Consider the following 15492-nt stretch of genomic DNA (forward strand, 5'->3'; position numbering starts at 1 on the left):
ACAACCGTGGAACAACTCATCAGGCGGCGTGCGCTGCATGGCATGACCATGCTCCTCACTGCGGCCACCGCCAGCGCCGGGCTACCGGCCTTCGCGGCGGCCCCTGTGGTCCGCGACGCGGGTGACGGCTCCGTAAAGGTCCGTGTCGTTCGCGCGGTCGACGCCAACGGCGAGTGGGACCGGGCGTTGGAACCGGGGATGTCCGGGGTCGAGGTCGTGCTCACCGACGCCGACGGCCGCAGCATCAAGGGCAAGACCGGAGCCAACGGCGTCGTCAACCTCACGCCCGGCACCAAGCTGCGCGGCGGGAAGTACCGCGTCGAAGCCAAGAACCCCAAGCCGGGCGTGCTCTTCTCGGGTTTCGCCAAGCCCAAGGACGACCTGAGCGACCCGGAGATCATGTCCTCGAACGTGGAGTTCGTGGACCTCAAGGGCGGCAAGGACGCCGAGTTCACCACATCCTTCTGGAACCCGGGCGACTACTGCCAGAAGAACGCCGAGCTGGTGACGGCCTGTATCGGCAAGGACATCGAGGGGTTCGAGGATCCCGACGACACGCGGACGCTGGTCGGTTTTCCCTATAGCGCCCGCGGTGTCGACGACCAGACCACGAACCTGTCGGACAAGGCCACCACGGGCGCGCTCTACGGCATCGGCTGGAGCAAGCAGAAGAAGTGGATCTTCTCCGGGGCGATGGCCCGGCGCGCCGCCAAGTACGGCCCGGAAGGCCCCGGCGCCATCTACCTGACCGACCGCGAGTCCCAGCAGACCTCGCTGTTCACGAAGGTCCCCAACGTCGGCAACACCCCGCACGACATGTCCCAGCCCGACATGGACGTCGCCTTCGCCAAGGCGGTGGCCAAGGAGTCGCTCGGTGACGTCGAGGTGACCGAGGACGGCAAGGACCTCTTCGTCGTCAACCTGAACGACCGCAAGCTGTACCGGTACGACGCCACCAAGAAGACGGCGTCCGCACCGAAGGCGTCGTACAAGATTCCGAACCCGGGCTGTGCGGCGGCCGGTGACTGGCGTCCGTACGGTCTCGGGGTCCAGGACGGCAAGGTCTACGTCGGCGGTGTCTGCTCGGCCGAGTCGAGCCAGAAGAAGTCCGACATGCGGGCCGTCGTCCAGACGTTCAGCCCCAAGAGCGGCACGTTCACCGGCACGGTCATGGACGAGAAGCTCGACTTCCCGCGCGGCATCGCCGACACCCTCGGCGGCGCCTGCAAGGGCGTGGGCTGGTTCCCGTGGGCGGACGGCTGGCGCGACAAGCAGGACGGCGGGACCTGCGTCCGCCGGCACGCCTACCCGCAGCCGATCCTCGGCGACATCGTCGTGGACACCGACGGCGACCTGATCCTCGGATTCCGCGACCGCTACGGCGACCAGACGGGACACGACCTGCGGAACAAGCCGGGAGGCATCCTGGTCGAGCCGTCCACGGGCGGTGACCTGAACCGCGCGTGCAAGAAGGGCGGCAAGTTCTACCTCGACGGAAACGGCGGCTGCCCGAACCGGGCCACGCCCGCCAACAGCGGCGGCCAGCCCGCGGACGTGAAGGAGTACTACCCGGGCGACCACCGGGCCTCCGCGATCCACAAGGAGTCGGCCTTCTCCGGCATCGCGCTCTCCAAGGTCGAGGACACCATCGCGACCTCCGGCATCGACGTGAACGACGAGGTCTTCGTCAGCGGCACGATGTTCGTCAACCGCTTCGACGGGAACCGCGCCGACGGCCTGGGCAATCGCCTCACCAACACCTTCGGCAAGGGCGGCGCCATGGCCGACCTCGAAGTGCTGTGTGACGAGGCCCCGTTCCAGATCGGCAACCGCGTCTGGTACGACAACGGCAAGCGGATGAAGAACGGCATCCAGGACGCGGACGAGAAGCCGGTCGTGGGCGCCACGGTCAACCTGTACGACGCCCAGGGCAAGAAGATCGGCACGGCCAAGACCAACAAGCGGGGCGAGTACTACTTCGACTCGACGCTGGTCAAGAACGTCGCGGAGGAGGACTGGAAGTACGGCCGCAAGTACTCCGTCCGCATGGACCACGCGGCGGACTACGCCAAGGGCGGGGTCCTGTACGGCTACAAGCCCGCGCAGTTCGGCAACGGCGGCAACATGGCCGTCGACTCCAACGGCAAGCCCTACGGCAACGGTTTCTCCGCCGCCGACGTCAAGATCGACGGTGCCGGAGAGAACGACCACGACGTGGACTTCGGCTTCCACAAGCCGACGAACATCATCCTGACCAAGGTCAGCGCCCAGGACCGCAAGCCGGTGATGGGTGCGGTGTTCCAGCTGTGGAAGGAGACCAACGGCACCAAGGGTCTCCAGCGCAAGGGCAAGGCCGACAAGCGTCTGGGCGAGTGCGCCACCGACGCCAAGGGCAAGTGCACCTTCCCGAAGATCATGATCGGCAGCTACTACCTGGTCGAGACCGCCACCCCCGAGGGCTTCATCAAGCCCGTGGGCAAGGCGGCCATCACCGGGCCGCTGAAGGTCACCGAGAAGAACTGTGAGTTCAACCCGCTCCGGGTGACGCTCAAGAACAAGCCCGAGAAGCCGATCAAGAAGAAGTAGACCGGCGCTCGACTTGGACTGACCGCGGCAGTCCGCTCCGGCCTCACGGCCGTGGGCGGGCTGCCGCCTCCCTTTTCAACGGACTTCTTGCCCACGGACGTCGCATGGACCATGCGCGGAAGGCGGACCTATGCCCCTCTCGAATCCCCTGCGCCGGTTGAGCCGCCGCACCCTGATCGCCTGTGCGTCCCTGGCCGTCGCCGGTGCGGCCCTGGCTGTCGGCGTCACGGTGCAGGGCCCGGACACCGAGCCCGAGCGTGCTCTCACGGGCGCTGAGGCCCAGCGCTTCGCCATGGCCCGGATGAGCATGTACGAGGCCAGCCCCGCCGAGCTGCGGATCACCGTCCCGCAGGACGAGAAGGAGGCCATGGTCATCCACGGCCTCATCGACTATCGCGTCCACCGCGCCGTGGGAAGCTACCGCGTGACGGACCAGCCTTCGCGAGGTGCATCGGGAATGCTGGCCTGGGACATGGGCGGCCTGGGTGTAGCTCCTGACCAGTCGGAGCGTGGTACGGATGCGTGGAAGGCCGATGTCCGGGGCCTCGCCAAGACCGCTTCGGGCATGCGCGCGCCCCAGTGGTCGCCCCGCGCTTACAGCACCGACCCGCTCGACATCGCCCTGCGCATGACGCACATGCTGGGCTCGAACCGCCCCGACAACGCCCAGCTGCTCGCCCAATCGGGGCCCCGCTGGCTAGGTCGGGAATCGATCGATGGCACGCGGTACGACATCATGTCCGGGCCGCGCCCCTCCGTGAAGGAGAAGCCCGCGGTGCGCAGCACCCGCTCCCCGCTTCGATACTGGATCGGTCCGACGGGCGAGCTGCGCCGGGTCGAGGCGACCGTGCGGGGGCTGCCCGGCCCCGTCCGCATCGAGGTAGTGGCGGGCAAGGCCGGCTCCAAGGTGCCGGACACCCCGTGGGGCCGCCCCGCCCGCCGCGCCTGAGGCCGCGGCTACCAGGCCACCGGCTCCCCCGGGGCCCCAGCACCGTCCACGTAGCCCCACTTCGTGGTCGCGATCAGCTCGTCGTCGGTGACGGCGGCGCGCGGGCGGGTGCCCGACTTGCGGCCGAAGACGTAGACGCGGTTGCCCTTGCCGACCTTCTTCCACAGCCAGGAGGCGTCGTTGAGGCGCAAGTTCACACAGCCGTGCGATCCGCCGCCGTCGTAGATGTCGCCGTAGGTCCCGTGCAGCGCCTGACCGCCGCTGAAGTACTGGGAGTAGGGCATGCGGGCGTTGTTGAAGACGCGGGAGCGGTCGTGCCTGACGCGCCGGAAGATGCGGTGCATGCCGCCGCGCGTCTCCACACCGCGCGCCCCGGTGCGGATCGGGGAAGGCTTCATGACCAGCTTGCCCTTGGCACCTTGCTGCACCCAGAGAAGCTGCCGCGTGCGGTCCACACAGACCACCCTGAAGGCGCGCTGGGGGCAGCGGCGGGCCTTGTTCGGCGCCCTGCCGGCCTGGACGATCAACAGCATGCGGTACGTGCGGAGGTTGGCCTTGCCGGTGGCGGGCTTGATGCGGTGTCGCTGCTGGAAGGTACGGATGGCCCGGCAGTCCGCCTCGGACTGAACGCCGTCCTGCTTGAGCTTCAGGTACTTCTCCAGCTGCCACTGGTACGGCCCGGTGCCCGCCCGGCACCGGGCCGGGGCCTGTGCGTTTGCCGCCTCCGCGGGAAGGAACGTCACGCCGATGGCGAGCGCCAGACCGAACGCGGCGACAGCCCACGCCGAACGCCGCCAGGGCCGTGAGCCCTCCGCACCGCGCCCACCGTCATCAGCGGTGTCCATGTGTCTGTCCATGAAGTGATGATGCAGCGCCGCGGACTCGGGTGCAGCGGAGGGTAGGCCGATCAGGAATGCGCACGGTCACGCCTCTTCCCCGTAGGATTTCGATTCCCAGTGGACGGTTGAACCGTCGGTGCTCCGGATGTCCGGGAGCTGACCCGGTGACGAGGTCGATGGCGAAGGCTGGGGCGCCAGACGCACACGCGGTCGCGACGTTCGGTGCGGAGCCCCCATGCCCAGGCACCGAGCCCTCACAGCGGTCGGCTCACGGCCTCCACTCCGAGTCTTCTCATGGAGCAGGCCGCAGTCAGTTCTGCTCCGGCCTTCCGCGCCGCCAGCGCGGCATCCGCTGGAAGTACGGCTGCTGGATCGCCCGACAGCAGGAGGCCGAGGGCCGTTCGGATGTATCGCGCAGCGTGCGCGGTCGCGGTCCCCCACAGCGCGCCCCCCGACCAGCATTCTGGTGTGATGATCGGTCCGCACAAGGGAAAGGTGATGCGATGGCTGCTGATGGGGCTCCTTCTGGGAACGGCCAGTTGGACGGTGACCGAGCCCTCCGCCGCAGACGGCCCGTCAGCGGACGGGCTTCTCCTGCAGGTGACGGTCAACACCCGTCCGGGCCTTGGAGCGCAGCATCCCGGCATCCGCACAGGCACACCGGTGGTGGCGTCGTACCGCCTGGTCAACCGCGGTAGCGCCGACCTGCACGACCTGCGTGTCCAGGACCCTGCCATGCCTGGCGCCCGCGTTCGCTGTCCCGGCGGCCACGACAAGGTTCCTCTGCTGACCGGACTGCGTGAGGCCCGGTGCACCGCCACAGGGGTCGCGCGGCCCGGCGCGCGTGCCGGAGTGGCACGGGCCGTCGGATGGCAGCCGTACCTGCGGGCCAGGGTCGTGGCGACGGCGCGCTCCGGGTACGCCGGAGTCGGCGCCGCACTTGCCCTGCGGGAGGAGGTGCGCGTACTCGGCCCCGACCGGGCACGGATCCGCTACACCGTCACCAACACAGGAAACCGATCCGTGCGGGGCGCCCGCCTCATGGACCCCTTGGTGCGGCAGAACCGTACCGACTGCGGGGGTGGCCGCTCCGAGATGCCCCCGCTCGCCCCGCAGGGGACGGCGACGTGCACCGCCGAGGTGCGGCGCCCTCCCGGCTCCTATGTGAGCCGAGGCCGCGTCGAAGGCACCGATCGGCTGCGCACCATCGACTCCGGGGGCGGATGGACGCCCCCTCCCCAGCTGACGGCGCGCGCCTCTGCGAGCTTCGAACTGCCGGGCCGGGTGGCGCGAACCCCACCGCGGCGAAGGCCGCCGGGCGTTGCCCCCACCTCGCCGGAGCAGCCTCCCCGCAAGGTCGCCCCTCCCGATGCCGTGCCACAAGCCGTGGCGCCGATCGTCCCGCCACCACCGCCACCTCCCCCACCCGGCATCGTCGCGCCCGGCCTTCCCGAACCCGGCGAAGCGGAGGCCCGGCCCAACGCCGTCGCGCCGCCCCCACCGGTGGGGCTGCCCCCGACCAGACCACAGCCGCCGACGCCGCCCGAACAGCCCACCCGCTCGCTGCTCGGCCGGTTCGTCCGCGCAGACCACACTCCGACCGGGCTCGGTGTGGGGACCGCTCTCTTCCTCATCCTGCTGCCCGCGGCGGTCGCGGCCGCCGTGCTCGGCTCACGCAGACGTTGATACCGCCATCGACCCGCAACGGGGCCCCTGATGATCGAAAGCATTGCCATCGTCCTTGGCGTCGCGCTGTTCTCTGCCGTCGTCGTCCTGATCAAGCACCGCTTCCGTCCGATGGGGCCGGACGACGAGCCCCGTGAAGACGTCGCCGAGTACATCTCGATGATGGTCGGCGTTCTGTACGCCCTCGTCCTGGGCCTGGCCCTGGTCACGGTGTGGGACACGCATTCAGGCGCGGAGGATCATGTCGCGGCGGAGGCCAGTGCGGCGCATCAGATCCATCTCCTGGCCGCCGGGCTGCCCACCGCACAGGGTGATCGGATGCGCCAGGAGGTCGAGTCGTACGTCCGTCACGTCACTGACGTCGAATGGCCGGCCTTGGTCGACGACGCGACACCAGATCCGAAGGGCTGGCAATTGCTGGAGCAGGTGCGCGCGTCGGCGCAGTTGCCCGACCACGCCACACCCGCCCAGCAGGTCACCGGACAGGAGACGCTGGCACAACTCAGCACTCTGGACGAGGCCAGGCGTGGCCGCGAAACCGACGCGGGGCAGAGGCTTTCGCCGGTGATCTGGTTCGGCCTGATCGGCGGCGGCGTCCTGACCATCGCCTTCATGTTCCTGTTCGGTGTCCGACGCAGCTTCTCTCATGTCGTGATGGCGATGGGACTGTCCGGTCTCATCGCCTTCACGGCGCTGCTCATCTATCAGTTGGACAGCCCCTTCGGCGGCCTGTTCGCCGTCGACCCGTCTCCATTCGTCCGGCACTTCTGACTCTCGGACCCCATGGCGCGCACGGTCCTGGAGCGAGCAAGGGCGTACGCGACGACGGATGGCAGCGCAGGTTCCGTCACGATGCGGACGGACTGGGCCGCGTGCAGAGTAGGGACTACCCGAGGTCCGGCCCACCTGGCTTCCTCCCGGCCAGGCGTCTGCGGACCACGACGGTTCACAGCGCGTGGCCGCGGAGGAAGGAGTCTTTTCGATGACGGAGCAACGGCGCGAGGGAATCGTCGACTGGTGGGACCGTGAACGCGGATTCGGCTTCATCGTCCCCTTCGGCGACACCGACACCGTCTACGTCGAGGCCGACGCGTTGGAAGGCACCCACGTGCTCTCCTGCGAACAGCACGTTTCCTTCCTCCTGGAATTCACCGGAGGGCGCTTCCAGGCCCGGAGCGTACGGCCCTGACAGGAGACAGCGCGCTGCCAACGTCGGCACGCTCGGCGCAGCGAGTGCCCCAGCACGGCGAGTCACCCGTCCGGAGCACGCCGATGCACACACTCGTGAGGCACGGGCTCTCCGTTCAGCAAGGACTTCACGGCAGCTTCGAACCATCCTGAGGGCCGGTAGCGGTGTGCGGTCCGTCCGGCCTGGTGATCCCTTGGAGGTCTGGTACGGAGAGCCACGTGCGGCAGCGGTGCGTGATCGTTGGAGGTCTTCGCCCGCAGCGTGGCTCTGTAATGAATTCTGAGATACGCACGGAGTGACCCATGGCGAAACGTGACCGCGTGGACGCGACGCCCTTCCGCGGGCGGGCGTCAGGTCCCAACGCGTGTCCACAACCCACCTGAGCTGGGAATACGCCTGCGCGGCCAGGGATTGACCGCCTGCCCGCACGACGCCCCTGTTTCGACACACGACGTGCCCCGCATCCCAGGAGGTGGCCCATGCTGCGACGCTTCCGCTACCGGTTCGACAACGCCATGGCGCGCGGCACCCCCGCGATGATCGGTGTCATCGCGGCCGCCATGGTGGCTCTCGCCTTCCTCAACGCCATCACGCTCCTCGTACTCGCGCCGGACCTCGTACGGAAGGAAGGAGGGGCATCGGTCCTGTGGCGCAGCGCCCTGCGCGTCCTCAACCCTCCCGGAATGCTCCAGCGCGACTACGTCCCCTCGGACCCTCCCGTCGGCGTCGCGTACCGGATCGTCTCGACCGTCATCACCATCATCGGAATTCTGCTGCTCAGCACTCTTATCGGAGTCCTCGGAGCGGGAATCCAGCGCAAGCTCGCCAAACTGCGCAAGGGACGGTCCGTGGTGGTCGAGAGCGGTCACACCGTGATCCTCGGCTGGTCCGAGCAGGTCCACATGATCATCTCGGAGCTCGTCGAGGCCAATCGGAATCAGAAGTACGCCTGCGTGACGGTGCTCGCCCCCAAGGACAAGGCGCAGATGGACGACGCGATACGCGAACGGGTGAGCGACACCGCATCGACGCGGGTGGTCTGCCGCACCGGCGACCCCACGCGCATCTCCGACATCGCTCTGGTCAATCCCAGGCAGGCACGGTCCATCCTCATCCTGCCCCCTGAACACGACGACGCGGACATCTCCGTCATCAAGTCCCTGCTCGCGGTGACCAGCGGGGCCCTCGCCAAAGCTCGTCACGAGGGGCGGCCAGTGCCCCACGTGGTGACCAGCATCGCGAACGACCACAACCTTCCGGCCGCCCTGATCGCCGGTGGTGCGCACACCCACGTCGTCAGTGCCCAATGTTTCATCGCCCGCCTGCTCGTCCAGACGAGCCTCCAGTCCGGGCTGTCCATCGTCTACACGGGACTTCTCGAATTCGACGGTGACGAGATCTACATGTCCACCCAGCCCCAGCTGGCCGGGCAGACCTTCGGCGAGGCCGTGTACACCTTCCGCACCTCCACTGTGATCGGGATCCGCCGTCTCGACGGGCAGATCCTGCTCAACCCTCCGGCTGACACCGGGATCCTGGGCACGGACCAGATCGTCGCCATCTCGGAGGACGACGACACCGTCGTCCCCACCGATGAGGTGCCCACCATCACGTTCGAGGCGATCGCCACCGACGCGGCGTCGGATCCACGACCTGAGCGGGTGCTGCTCCTCGGCTGGAACGCCAGGACACCTGAAGCCGTGAACCAGTTGGCGCAGCTGGCACCCGCGGGCTCCCGGCTCGACATCGTCGCCGACGTCCCCGACCTGGACGACCGCGTGGAGCGACTCCGCACCAGACTTCCGCAGATCGAACTGGGCCTCCTAGCGGCCGACCCCGCCAACCGTGTCGTCCTTGAGGGAGTGGACCTGGCGGCCTACCAGCACGTGATGGTGGTAGGCGACGCGGGAGCGGCTGACAAGTCCGCGACGGACTCGCGCACGCTCATGACTCTGCTGCACCTGCGCGACCTGGCCGTTCAGCACGGACACGGCTTCTCGGTGGTGACCGAGATGGCCGACGACCGGAACCGCACGCTGGCACAGGCCGCGCACGCCGACGACTTCATCCTGAGCGACAACCTGCTCAGCCTGCGGATGGCGCAGACCGCGGAGAATCCCGAGCTGAACCGGCTCTTCCAGGAGCTCTTCGATCCCGCGGGATGCCAGATCAGGCTGCGCCCCGCCCAGGAGTACGTGCGGCCGCACGCCACCGTCAGCTTCTACACGGTGGTCGAAGCCGCCCTTCGCCGCGACCAGATCGCCATCGGCTACCGGCTCGCGCGCCACGCTCAGCGCAGGCCGGACTACGGCATCGTCGTCAACCCGGACAAGGCCACACTGCTGTCCCTGACAGGCGGCGACAAGGTGATCGTTCTCGACGGGCGCTGCTGAGGCGAAGGCGCCCAGCAGCGCGACGACGTCCAGCTGGGGCTCAGGCGTGATGGACCTCGAGGGCAGCGCGCACGGCGGACTCGAGCGCACCCTCGATCCAGGCGGGTTTGAGCGAGGTGTGGTCCCCGGCGAAGTGCAGGGGGCCCTCGGGGGAGGTCAGGTGCGGCACGAGCGCGGTGTGCTGGCCGGGCAGGAGTACGGAGGCTTCGCCGTACGCGTAGGGATCCCGGACCCAGCTCTGCGTGCGCCCCGCACCGGTGTAGAACACCTCGATCCGCTGGCCGTACACGTCTTGCAGGCCACGCAGAGCATGCGGATAGCGGGCGTCGTCGTCCAGGCAGTCCCAGCGCAGTGCGTCGTCGGACCAGCTGTAGGAGGCCAGGATCACGCCGCCCTCGCTGCCCGGGACGGGGTGGGAGGGATGGAACATGAAGCGGTTCGAGTTGTCCGAGAGGGAACCGCCGCCCACGGTGGCCGTCGCCTCGGGCTGGTCGCGCAGGGCCGAACGACGTGCGGCGTACTGCACGCGTTGCGCGTCCTTGAGCCACCCTTCGGGTACTGAGGGGTGGGCGCCCAGCAGGGACCCGTCGGTGGGTGCCTTGCCGTCACGGTATGCGGCGTACAGGCCGGGCCGGAACGTCTCCAGTTCGCGCTTCCATTCCGCTTCGGTCCACTCCCACCAGCGCCGGGAGAACTCCAGGAGAACCTTGGTGGCGGCGTCGTAGTGCATCTCGATGATGGCCCGTCGCTTGCCGTAGGAGAGCCGGGGAGCGACGGGCAGCTGACGCATCCCGGAGAAGGGCACGGTGACGATCGCGACGTCGGCGGTGAACTGTTCGTGCCGCACGGGTCCGCCGTCGGACTCGGTGACGGTGTCGACCCACACTCCTTTGCCGGTGGGAGCCTCCGCGCCGTGCGCGATACGGGTGGCACGGCAGTCGAAGCGGACCAAGTGGCGCACCCGCGCCAGCAGGGCGTCGGCCAGGCGGGCGGTGCCACCCTCGATCTCGAAGAAACGCGTCTGGGGGTGGATGAGCGAGGCGTCGACGAAGCTGTGCAGGAAGGAGAGCGGCAGCCGGGAGGTGAGGTTCTCCAGGGTGCCCACCAACTCGATCGTCCGGTGGTCGAGACCCGCGTGCTCGGACAGGAACCGGTACATCGACCACTCGCCGAACTGCTCCACCACGCGGGTCCACCCGGCCAAGAGCTCCGGCAGTGGTTTGTCGACGCGTTGACCGTCCGGTCCCCGTACGGAGAACTCGTCGCGCACCGGGTCCAGGACCGAGTCGACGATGCGGGCCGCGGGCACGTCCCACAAGTGCTCCGGGACGCCGAAGGACCGGTTGACCGGCTTGGGATTCTTGGCGTACTCGGCACGCCGTACCCGGATGCCGTTCACATACAGCCAGGTCCGGCCCGCGCCCTTGGAGTCACGGCCGACATCCGTCAGGAGGAAGCGGCGCCGCTTCAGGCCGAGTTGATCGATGAGGCCGGTCACCAAGGGATGGACGTCCGGAATGCGCATCGCACCGGCTTCCGCGTACTGCTTCGGGTCGGCGAAGGGCTGCTCGGCCTTCTCGTGCCCTCCGGTCCGGAACGTCTTGATGCGGCCACCGGCCCGGTTTCCGTTGGCCTCGATGACGGTGACCTCGTGGCCGGCTTCGTTGAGCAGGTGCGCCGCGGTGAGCCCGGCCGCCCCCGCCCCGACGACCAACACCTTCTTCGGTCCCCCGCCGGCCCGCGGCAGCCCACCGCCCAGCAAGATCTTCTTGTAGGCAGGGACGAGAGGCTGATCGTTTCTGTCCAGGACCAGGAGGGCTCGTGCCACGTCCGCGGACGCGTCCTTGGACGACGGAGACTCGGGAGGAACGTTGCCGCTTCTGTCCGCGGCATGACCGGGAAGCGAGGCCACGGTCGGTGCGCCGAGCGTGGCCAGACCGGCAACGGTTCTCGTGAAGGCGCGACGGGTGGGGCGTTGGATGGGCATTCATCCGGTTTAAGGCCTGGACCGAACGCGCTCGCGGCGGCACACAGGGGCCGGTACACAGGTCACCCGACCGGCGGGCAGCGGTGGTGGCACCCCTTACACGCTTAGGGGTAGGGCCCCGGCGACATCCTCGTCGAACCGGCTGCTTCGTGGCCACCTCGTGCCTCGGACCGTTGACCGACGCCTGGGGCTGCCGGGGCACGCGGATGGACGGTGCGCTTGCCGCACTTCCCGGTCGATGGCCCAGGCGTCGGCCATCGGTCCGAGGTGGCTGCGCTTGTCGGGGTTGATGACGGAGTGGACGTGCGGACCTGCCCGTCCAGCACGTCCAGTGCCATGGTGCGCAGGATGTTCCCATCGCGGTCGTGGAAGAGCGCTCCGAGCAGCGGGGGCCGCGAGGTGCGTGCGCTGGATGATCTGAGACGGCGCAAGCAGTGCTCTGCTCGGGGCGGTGCAGGTCACGGTGCGACGGAGGCTGCGGCGGACCCGGCAGCGGGTGATCGAGATGCAGAGGGCGAGCGTCCACGATGCCTAGGCGGATCCTGAGGCGCACGCGGACGAGAGCCGCAGCCGCCCCCTGATCACTACTCGATACGTGTCCTAGTCGGGCTGCGGGACGAGCCGCAGTCGCGTCGCGACGCGTATCAGTCCATGGCCGATGAGGCTTCCCGCGACGGCACCGACCCCGATGGTCGCCGTGGACAGCAGGGCGAGCAGGGCGGCCGTACCGGCTCCTTCGCGCCCCACCGAGAGTTGAGTGAGGCTCTCGTACACCTGAAGACTGGGCAAGAGGGCACCCGTTGTACCAGGGATGACGACGGCTGCGGCCGGGACACGCAGTGCCGGACTGCACACCGCGGCGCTCGCGCCCAGGGCCGCCGCCGCGCACAGCACCGCAAGAGCGGGTGCGTGAACAGCATGGGAGACGGCCATGTTCACCGCTCCACCCATGACTCCGGCTGCGACAGCCACGGGCAGCAGTCGTCGATTGCCGCCCATGGAGAAGCAGTTGCCGAGCGCACCCACCGCCGAGACGATGAGTCCGCCCCAGACAGGCAGCGTGGCGTGGTCGATCTGCGGCGCGTAGATGTCCTCTGTCGCCTCGTCGGCCAGGAGGGCGACGACGAGCACGCCGGTAGCCATGCCCGCCAAGGCCAGCGTTACGTTGACCGCCCGAGTGGCGGCCATCAGGGAGAAGCCGGTGATGCCGTCCTGCGGCAGCGCGATCAGTGGCACGATCGGCAACAGCACCACCAGGTTCGCCGCCATGACGGCGGTGCTGTAAGGGCCGATGAGGCTCGTGCTGGACAGGGCGATCCCCAGGGCCACGGCCAGCGCCGCCTGGACAGCGATGGCGAAGAAGAAAGGCATGGCACCACGGAGTAGCAGCCAGCCCACCCGGTCGCACGCCATCAGCACGGCCACTGCGGTCAGAGCTGCCCATGCCGAGCCGCCGACCTGGAGCGTCACCGAAGCGGCGAGCACGCCGCCGCCCACCGTACGCACCCACCAGGGCCAGTGCGGCGGGGTGTCCTGGATACGACGCAGGGCCTTCAGGGACTGGCGCACGTCGAGACGCTCCGCGACCACATGGCCCACCAAGCGGTGCAGCGCCGCCATGCGCCGGAGGTCACGGGGATCCTCCGCGGTTCGGGTGACGCGCATTATTGACGCGGGGATCTCGTGCGGGGGCGCGTACTGGAGATGGATCGTGCGAGCGGTGATGTCGACTTCCAGGTGGTTGAGTCCCAGAGCCGTCGAGACCGCGATCACGGACGACTCGATGGTCTGCGTGTCGAACCCGCAGAGGAACAACTCCTGGCCCAATCGAAGGGCGAAGTCCATGACCCGGCGGGCCTCGCGGCCGGACAACGTCTGCGAACTGACGTCCACCGCCCCGTCAAACTCCGTGTGCTTCAGGCGCTCGAGGACCTCAGCGCCCTCGGACTCACGTCGCTTCTTCCGCTCCTTGTCCTTGTGCTCCTCGCGCTCCGTGTCCTTGCCCATCTGCTCCTCACGGTCTTCGTTTCTGCCCGGATCCCACCGTGCACGAGCCCGAACGGCCTCCTCCTCAATGGGCAGGGCCCAGGGCAAGCCTTTGTGCCGCCGTCGCCCCTGAACAGCCAGATGGTGATGGAGCATGCCAGGAGCAGAGGCACGCAACCACAGAAGGTAATCCTCCGGCTGCGTTAGGCGTGCACCCTTCGCATTGTGGCTTTAAAGCGCTGCTTCTCTCTCCCCCGGAAGGACCAGCCCGATGATGCACGACCGGATCGCTCTCGTCATGGCTAGCACCGCCACCGTCGGCGTGATGGCATGCGGACTCGCCGGCACCGCGACCGCCTCCCACCGGCCACCACACAGAGAGCGCAGCGCTCGGTCCCGGCGGCGCGAGCGCAGCGACCACCGCCGGGCGCACGCGCCCAGAGGCCGAAGGGCCGCTTCGTTCCTGCAAATCGATCACCCCGCAGCAGTACGACCGCTGGACGCAGCGGCCTCCGGCGTGGAGCGACGAGGACGAGCAACGGGTCCGTAGCATGATTGCCAACCTGGCCCCGATCGTGGCAGGCCAGCCACATGCCGAGGCGCGGGCCATCCTCATCGACCTCGTGGCGATCGCCTTCTTTGCCCCCGCCACCGAAGCATGCGAGGAACTCGACGCCCAGGACGACGCCGAATTCCTCCTGTGCGAGGTAGAGCGTGCGTTTTCCGCCGCCTTGCGTGCCGGGGAGGTCGGGGACCAGTACCCGTGACACCCCATCAGAACGAGCGTCACGAGCATCATTTCAGCGTCAAGATATCGCCCGTAACGCCCACACCACATGATACGCACGCGCAAAGCCGCAGTTCAGGAACCCTTCGCGGCCGGTCCAAGGATGGCAACACACCCCACGTGGTGCGTCATCGGAAACAGGCCCCCCAGGTCATGCCTCAACCTCGGAAGGATCCCGCACCACTGCACCGGCCCTTCCCGCAAAGATATTTGGGCGCTGGGCCCCGCCGAGGGGCGGGGCCCAGCGCCTTCGATACGCCAGACCCGGACGGCCCCTCACGCACCCAAGGCCCCCAGCACAGATCCAGCACGGTAGGGGGTTCCTTCGGTTGACCAGAGATGCCGTCCGGTCAGCACCGAGTCAGCACAGGCAAGCAACAGGGCATGAGTAGCAGAGGAACCTCAAGCTTTTGACCTGCACATTTGCCGCCCGTCACGCGTCTCCGTACGCCTCTCCCCCGAGCTCGAAGCCCGCGCTGCCCGCCGTGGCGTCCGCGAGCCAGCCGCGGAAGGCATCCACGTCGGCGTCGGGGAGGCCGATCTCGATCGTCACCGCCTCCCCGTAACGGACGTCGCGCACCTCGCGCCCGGCCGACCGCAGGTCGTTCTGGAGTTTGCCCGCGCGCTGGTGGTCGACCGTGACCGTGGCCAGCCGGAAGCGGCGGCGGGTGACCGTGCCGAGGGTGTCGAGGGCCTCGCCGACCGCGCCTCCGTAGGCGCGGATCAGTCCGCCCGCGCCGAGCTTGACCCCTCCGTAGTAGCGGGTCACGACCGCGGCGACGTACCGCATGTCACGGCGCATCAGCATCTGGAGCATGGGGACGCCCGCGGTACCGCCCGGCTCACCGTCGTCGCTGGCCTTCTGGACGGCGGCGTCGGCGCCGATCACGTACGCGAAGCAGTTGTGGCTCGCGGTCGGGTGCTCCTTGCGGATCCGTGCGACGAAGTCCTGGGCCTCCTGCTCGGTGGCCGCGGGCGCCAGGGCGCACAGGAAGCGCGAGCGGTTGATCTCGATCTCGTGCACGCCCTCGTGGGCCACCGTGCGGTACTCGTCCTGCATCGGGCCAGCGTAGGCGCTCGGCGGGCGCGG

Annotated in this window: 11 protein-coding genes and 1 pseudogene; 7 read left to right on the top strand and 5 right to left on the bottom strand. The window is 68.7% G+C overall.

Annotation, left to right across the window (positions count from 1 at the left end):
* Window positions 1-42: 42 nt before the first annotated feature.
* Window positions 43-2586: an SdrD B-like domain-containing protein gene (locus tag ACIO9J_RS01740; protein WP_401990854.1), complete on the top strand. Its 2544-nt coding sequence runs from the start codon at window positions 43-45 to the stop codon at window positions 2584-2586.
* Between the two features lie 130 nt (window positions 2587-2716).
* Complete coding sequence (locus tag ACIO9J_RS01745) at window positions 2717-3535, top strand: hypothetical protein (protein ID WP_401990857.1); 819 nt, start codon at window positions 2717-2719, stop codon at window positions 3533-3535.
* A gap of 8 nt (window positions 3536-3543) precedes the next feature.
* On the opposite strand, the gene ACIO9J_RS01750 is transcribed toward ACIO9J_RS01745, so the two are convergent.
* Complete coding sequence (locus ACIO9J_RS01750; RefSeq protein ID WP_401990860.1) at window positions 3544-4392, bottom strand: L,D-transpeptidase family protein; 849 nt, start codon at window positions 4390-4392, stop codon at window positions 3544-3546.
* A 453-nt stretch (window positions 4393-4845) separates the two neighbouring features.
* Between ACIO9J_RS01750 and ACIO9J_RS01755 the strand changes: the two genes are divergently transcribed.
* From ACIO9J_RS01755 to ACIO9J_RS01770, 4 genes are all read left to right on the top strand, one after another.
* Window positions 4846-6060 carry a hypothetical protein gene (locus ACIO9J_RS01755; protein WP_401990863.1) on the top strand — a complete coding sequence of 405 codons (1215 nt, stop codon included), beginning with the start codon at window positions 4846-4848 and terminating at the stop codon, window positions 6058-6060.
* Between the two features lie 30 nt (window positions 6061-6090).
* On the top strand, window positions 6091-6831 hold the full coding sequence (locus ACIO9J_RS01760; protein WP_401990865.1) for a hypothetical protein: 741 nt from the start codon (window positions 6091-6093) through the stop codon (window positions 6829-6831).
* A 211-nt stretch (window positions 6832-7042) separates the two neighbouring features.
* Window positions 7043-7249 carry a cold shock domain-containing protein gene (locus ACIO9J_RS01765; RefSeq protein ID WP_401990867.1) on the top strand — a complete coding sequence of 69 codons (207 nt, stop codon included), beginning with the start codon at window positions 7043-7045 and terminating at the stop codon, window positions 7247-7249.
* Window positions 7250-7728: 479 nt separating this feature from the next.
* Window positions 7729-9642 carry a potassium transporter TrkA gene (locus ACIO9J_RS01770; RefSeq protein ID WP_401990870.1) on the top strand — a complete coding sequence of 638 codons (1914 nt, stop codon included), beginning with the start codon at window positions 7729-7731 and terminating at the stop codon, window positions 9640-9642.
* A 40-nt stretch (window positions 9643-9682) separates the two neighbouring features.
* On the opposite strand, the gene ACIO9J_RS01775 is transcribed toward ACIO9J_RS01770, so the two are convergent.
* The 3 genes and pseudogenes from ACIO9J_RS01775 to ACIO9J_RS01785 all read right to left on the bottom strand — a co-directional run bounded on the left by ACIO9J_RS01775 (window position 9683) and on the right by ACIO9J_RS01785 (window position 13636).
* Window positions 9683-11629 carry a flavin monoamine oxidase family protein gene (locus ACIO9J_RS01775; RefSeq protein ID WP_401990873.1) on the bottom strand — a complete coding sequence of 649 codons (1947 nt, stop codon included), beginning with the start codon at window positions 11627-11629 and terminating at the stop codon, window positions 9683-9685.
* A 210-nt stretch (window positions 11630-11839) separates the two neighbouring features.
* Window positions 11840-12009 (bottom strand): annotated as a pseudogene (locus tag ACIO9J_RS01780) (RNA polymerase subunit sigma-24); the annotation flags it as partial.
* Window positions 12010-12229: 220 nt separating this feature from the next.
* On the bottom strand, window positions 12230-13636 hold the full coding sequence (locus tag ACIO9J_RS01785; protein ID WP_401990876.1) for a threonine/serine exporter ThrE family protein: 1407 nt from the start codon (window positions 13634-13636) through the stop codon (window positions 12230-12232).
* 530 nt (window positions 13637-14166) lie between these two features.
* On the opposite strand from ACIO9J_RS01785, the gene ACIO9J_RS01790 reads away from it, so the two are divergent.
* Entirely contained in the window at window positions 14167-14382 is a 216-nt protein-coding gene (locus ACIO9J_RS01790) for a hypothetical protein (protein ID WP_401990879.1), read from the top strand.
* 453 nt (window positions 14383-14835) lie between these two features.
* On the opposite strand, the gene ACIO9J_RS01795 is transcribed toward ACIO9J_RS01790, so the two are convergent.
* On the bottom strand, window positions 14836-15462 hold the full coding sequence (locus ACIO9J_RS01795; protein WP_401990882.1) for a YigZ family protein: 627 nt from the start codon (window positions 15460-15462) through the stop codon (window positions 14836-14838).
* Window positions 15463-15492 lie beyond the last annotated feature (30 nt).

The organism is Streptomyces sp. NPDC087300 (assembly GCF_044744425.1).
Lineage (GTDB): Bacteria > Actinomycetota > Actinomycetes > Streptomycetales > Streptomycetaceae > Streptomyces.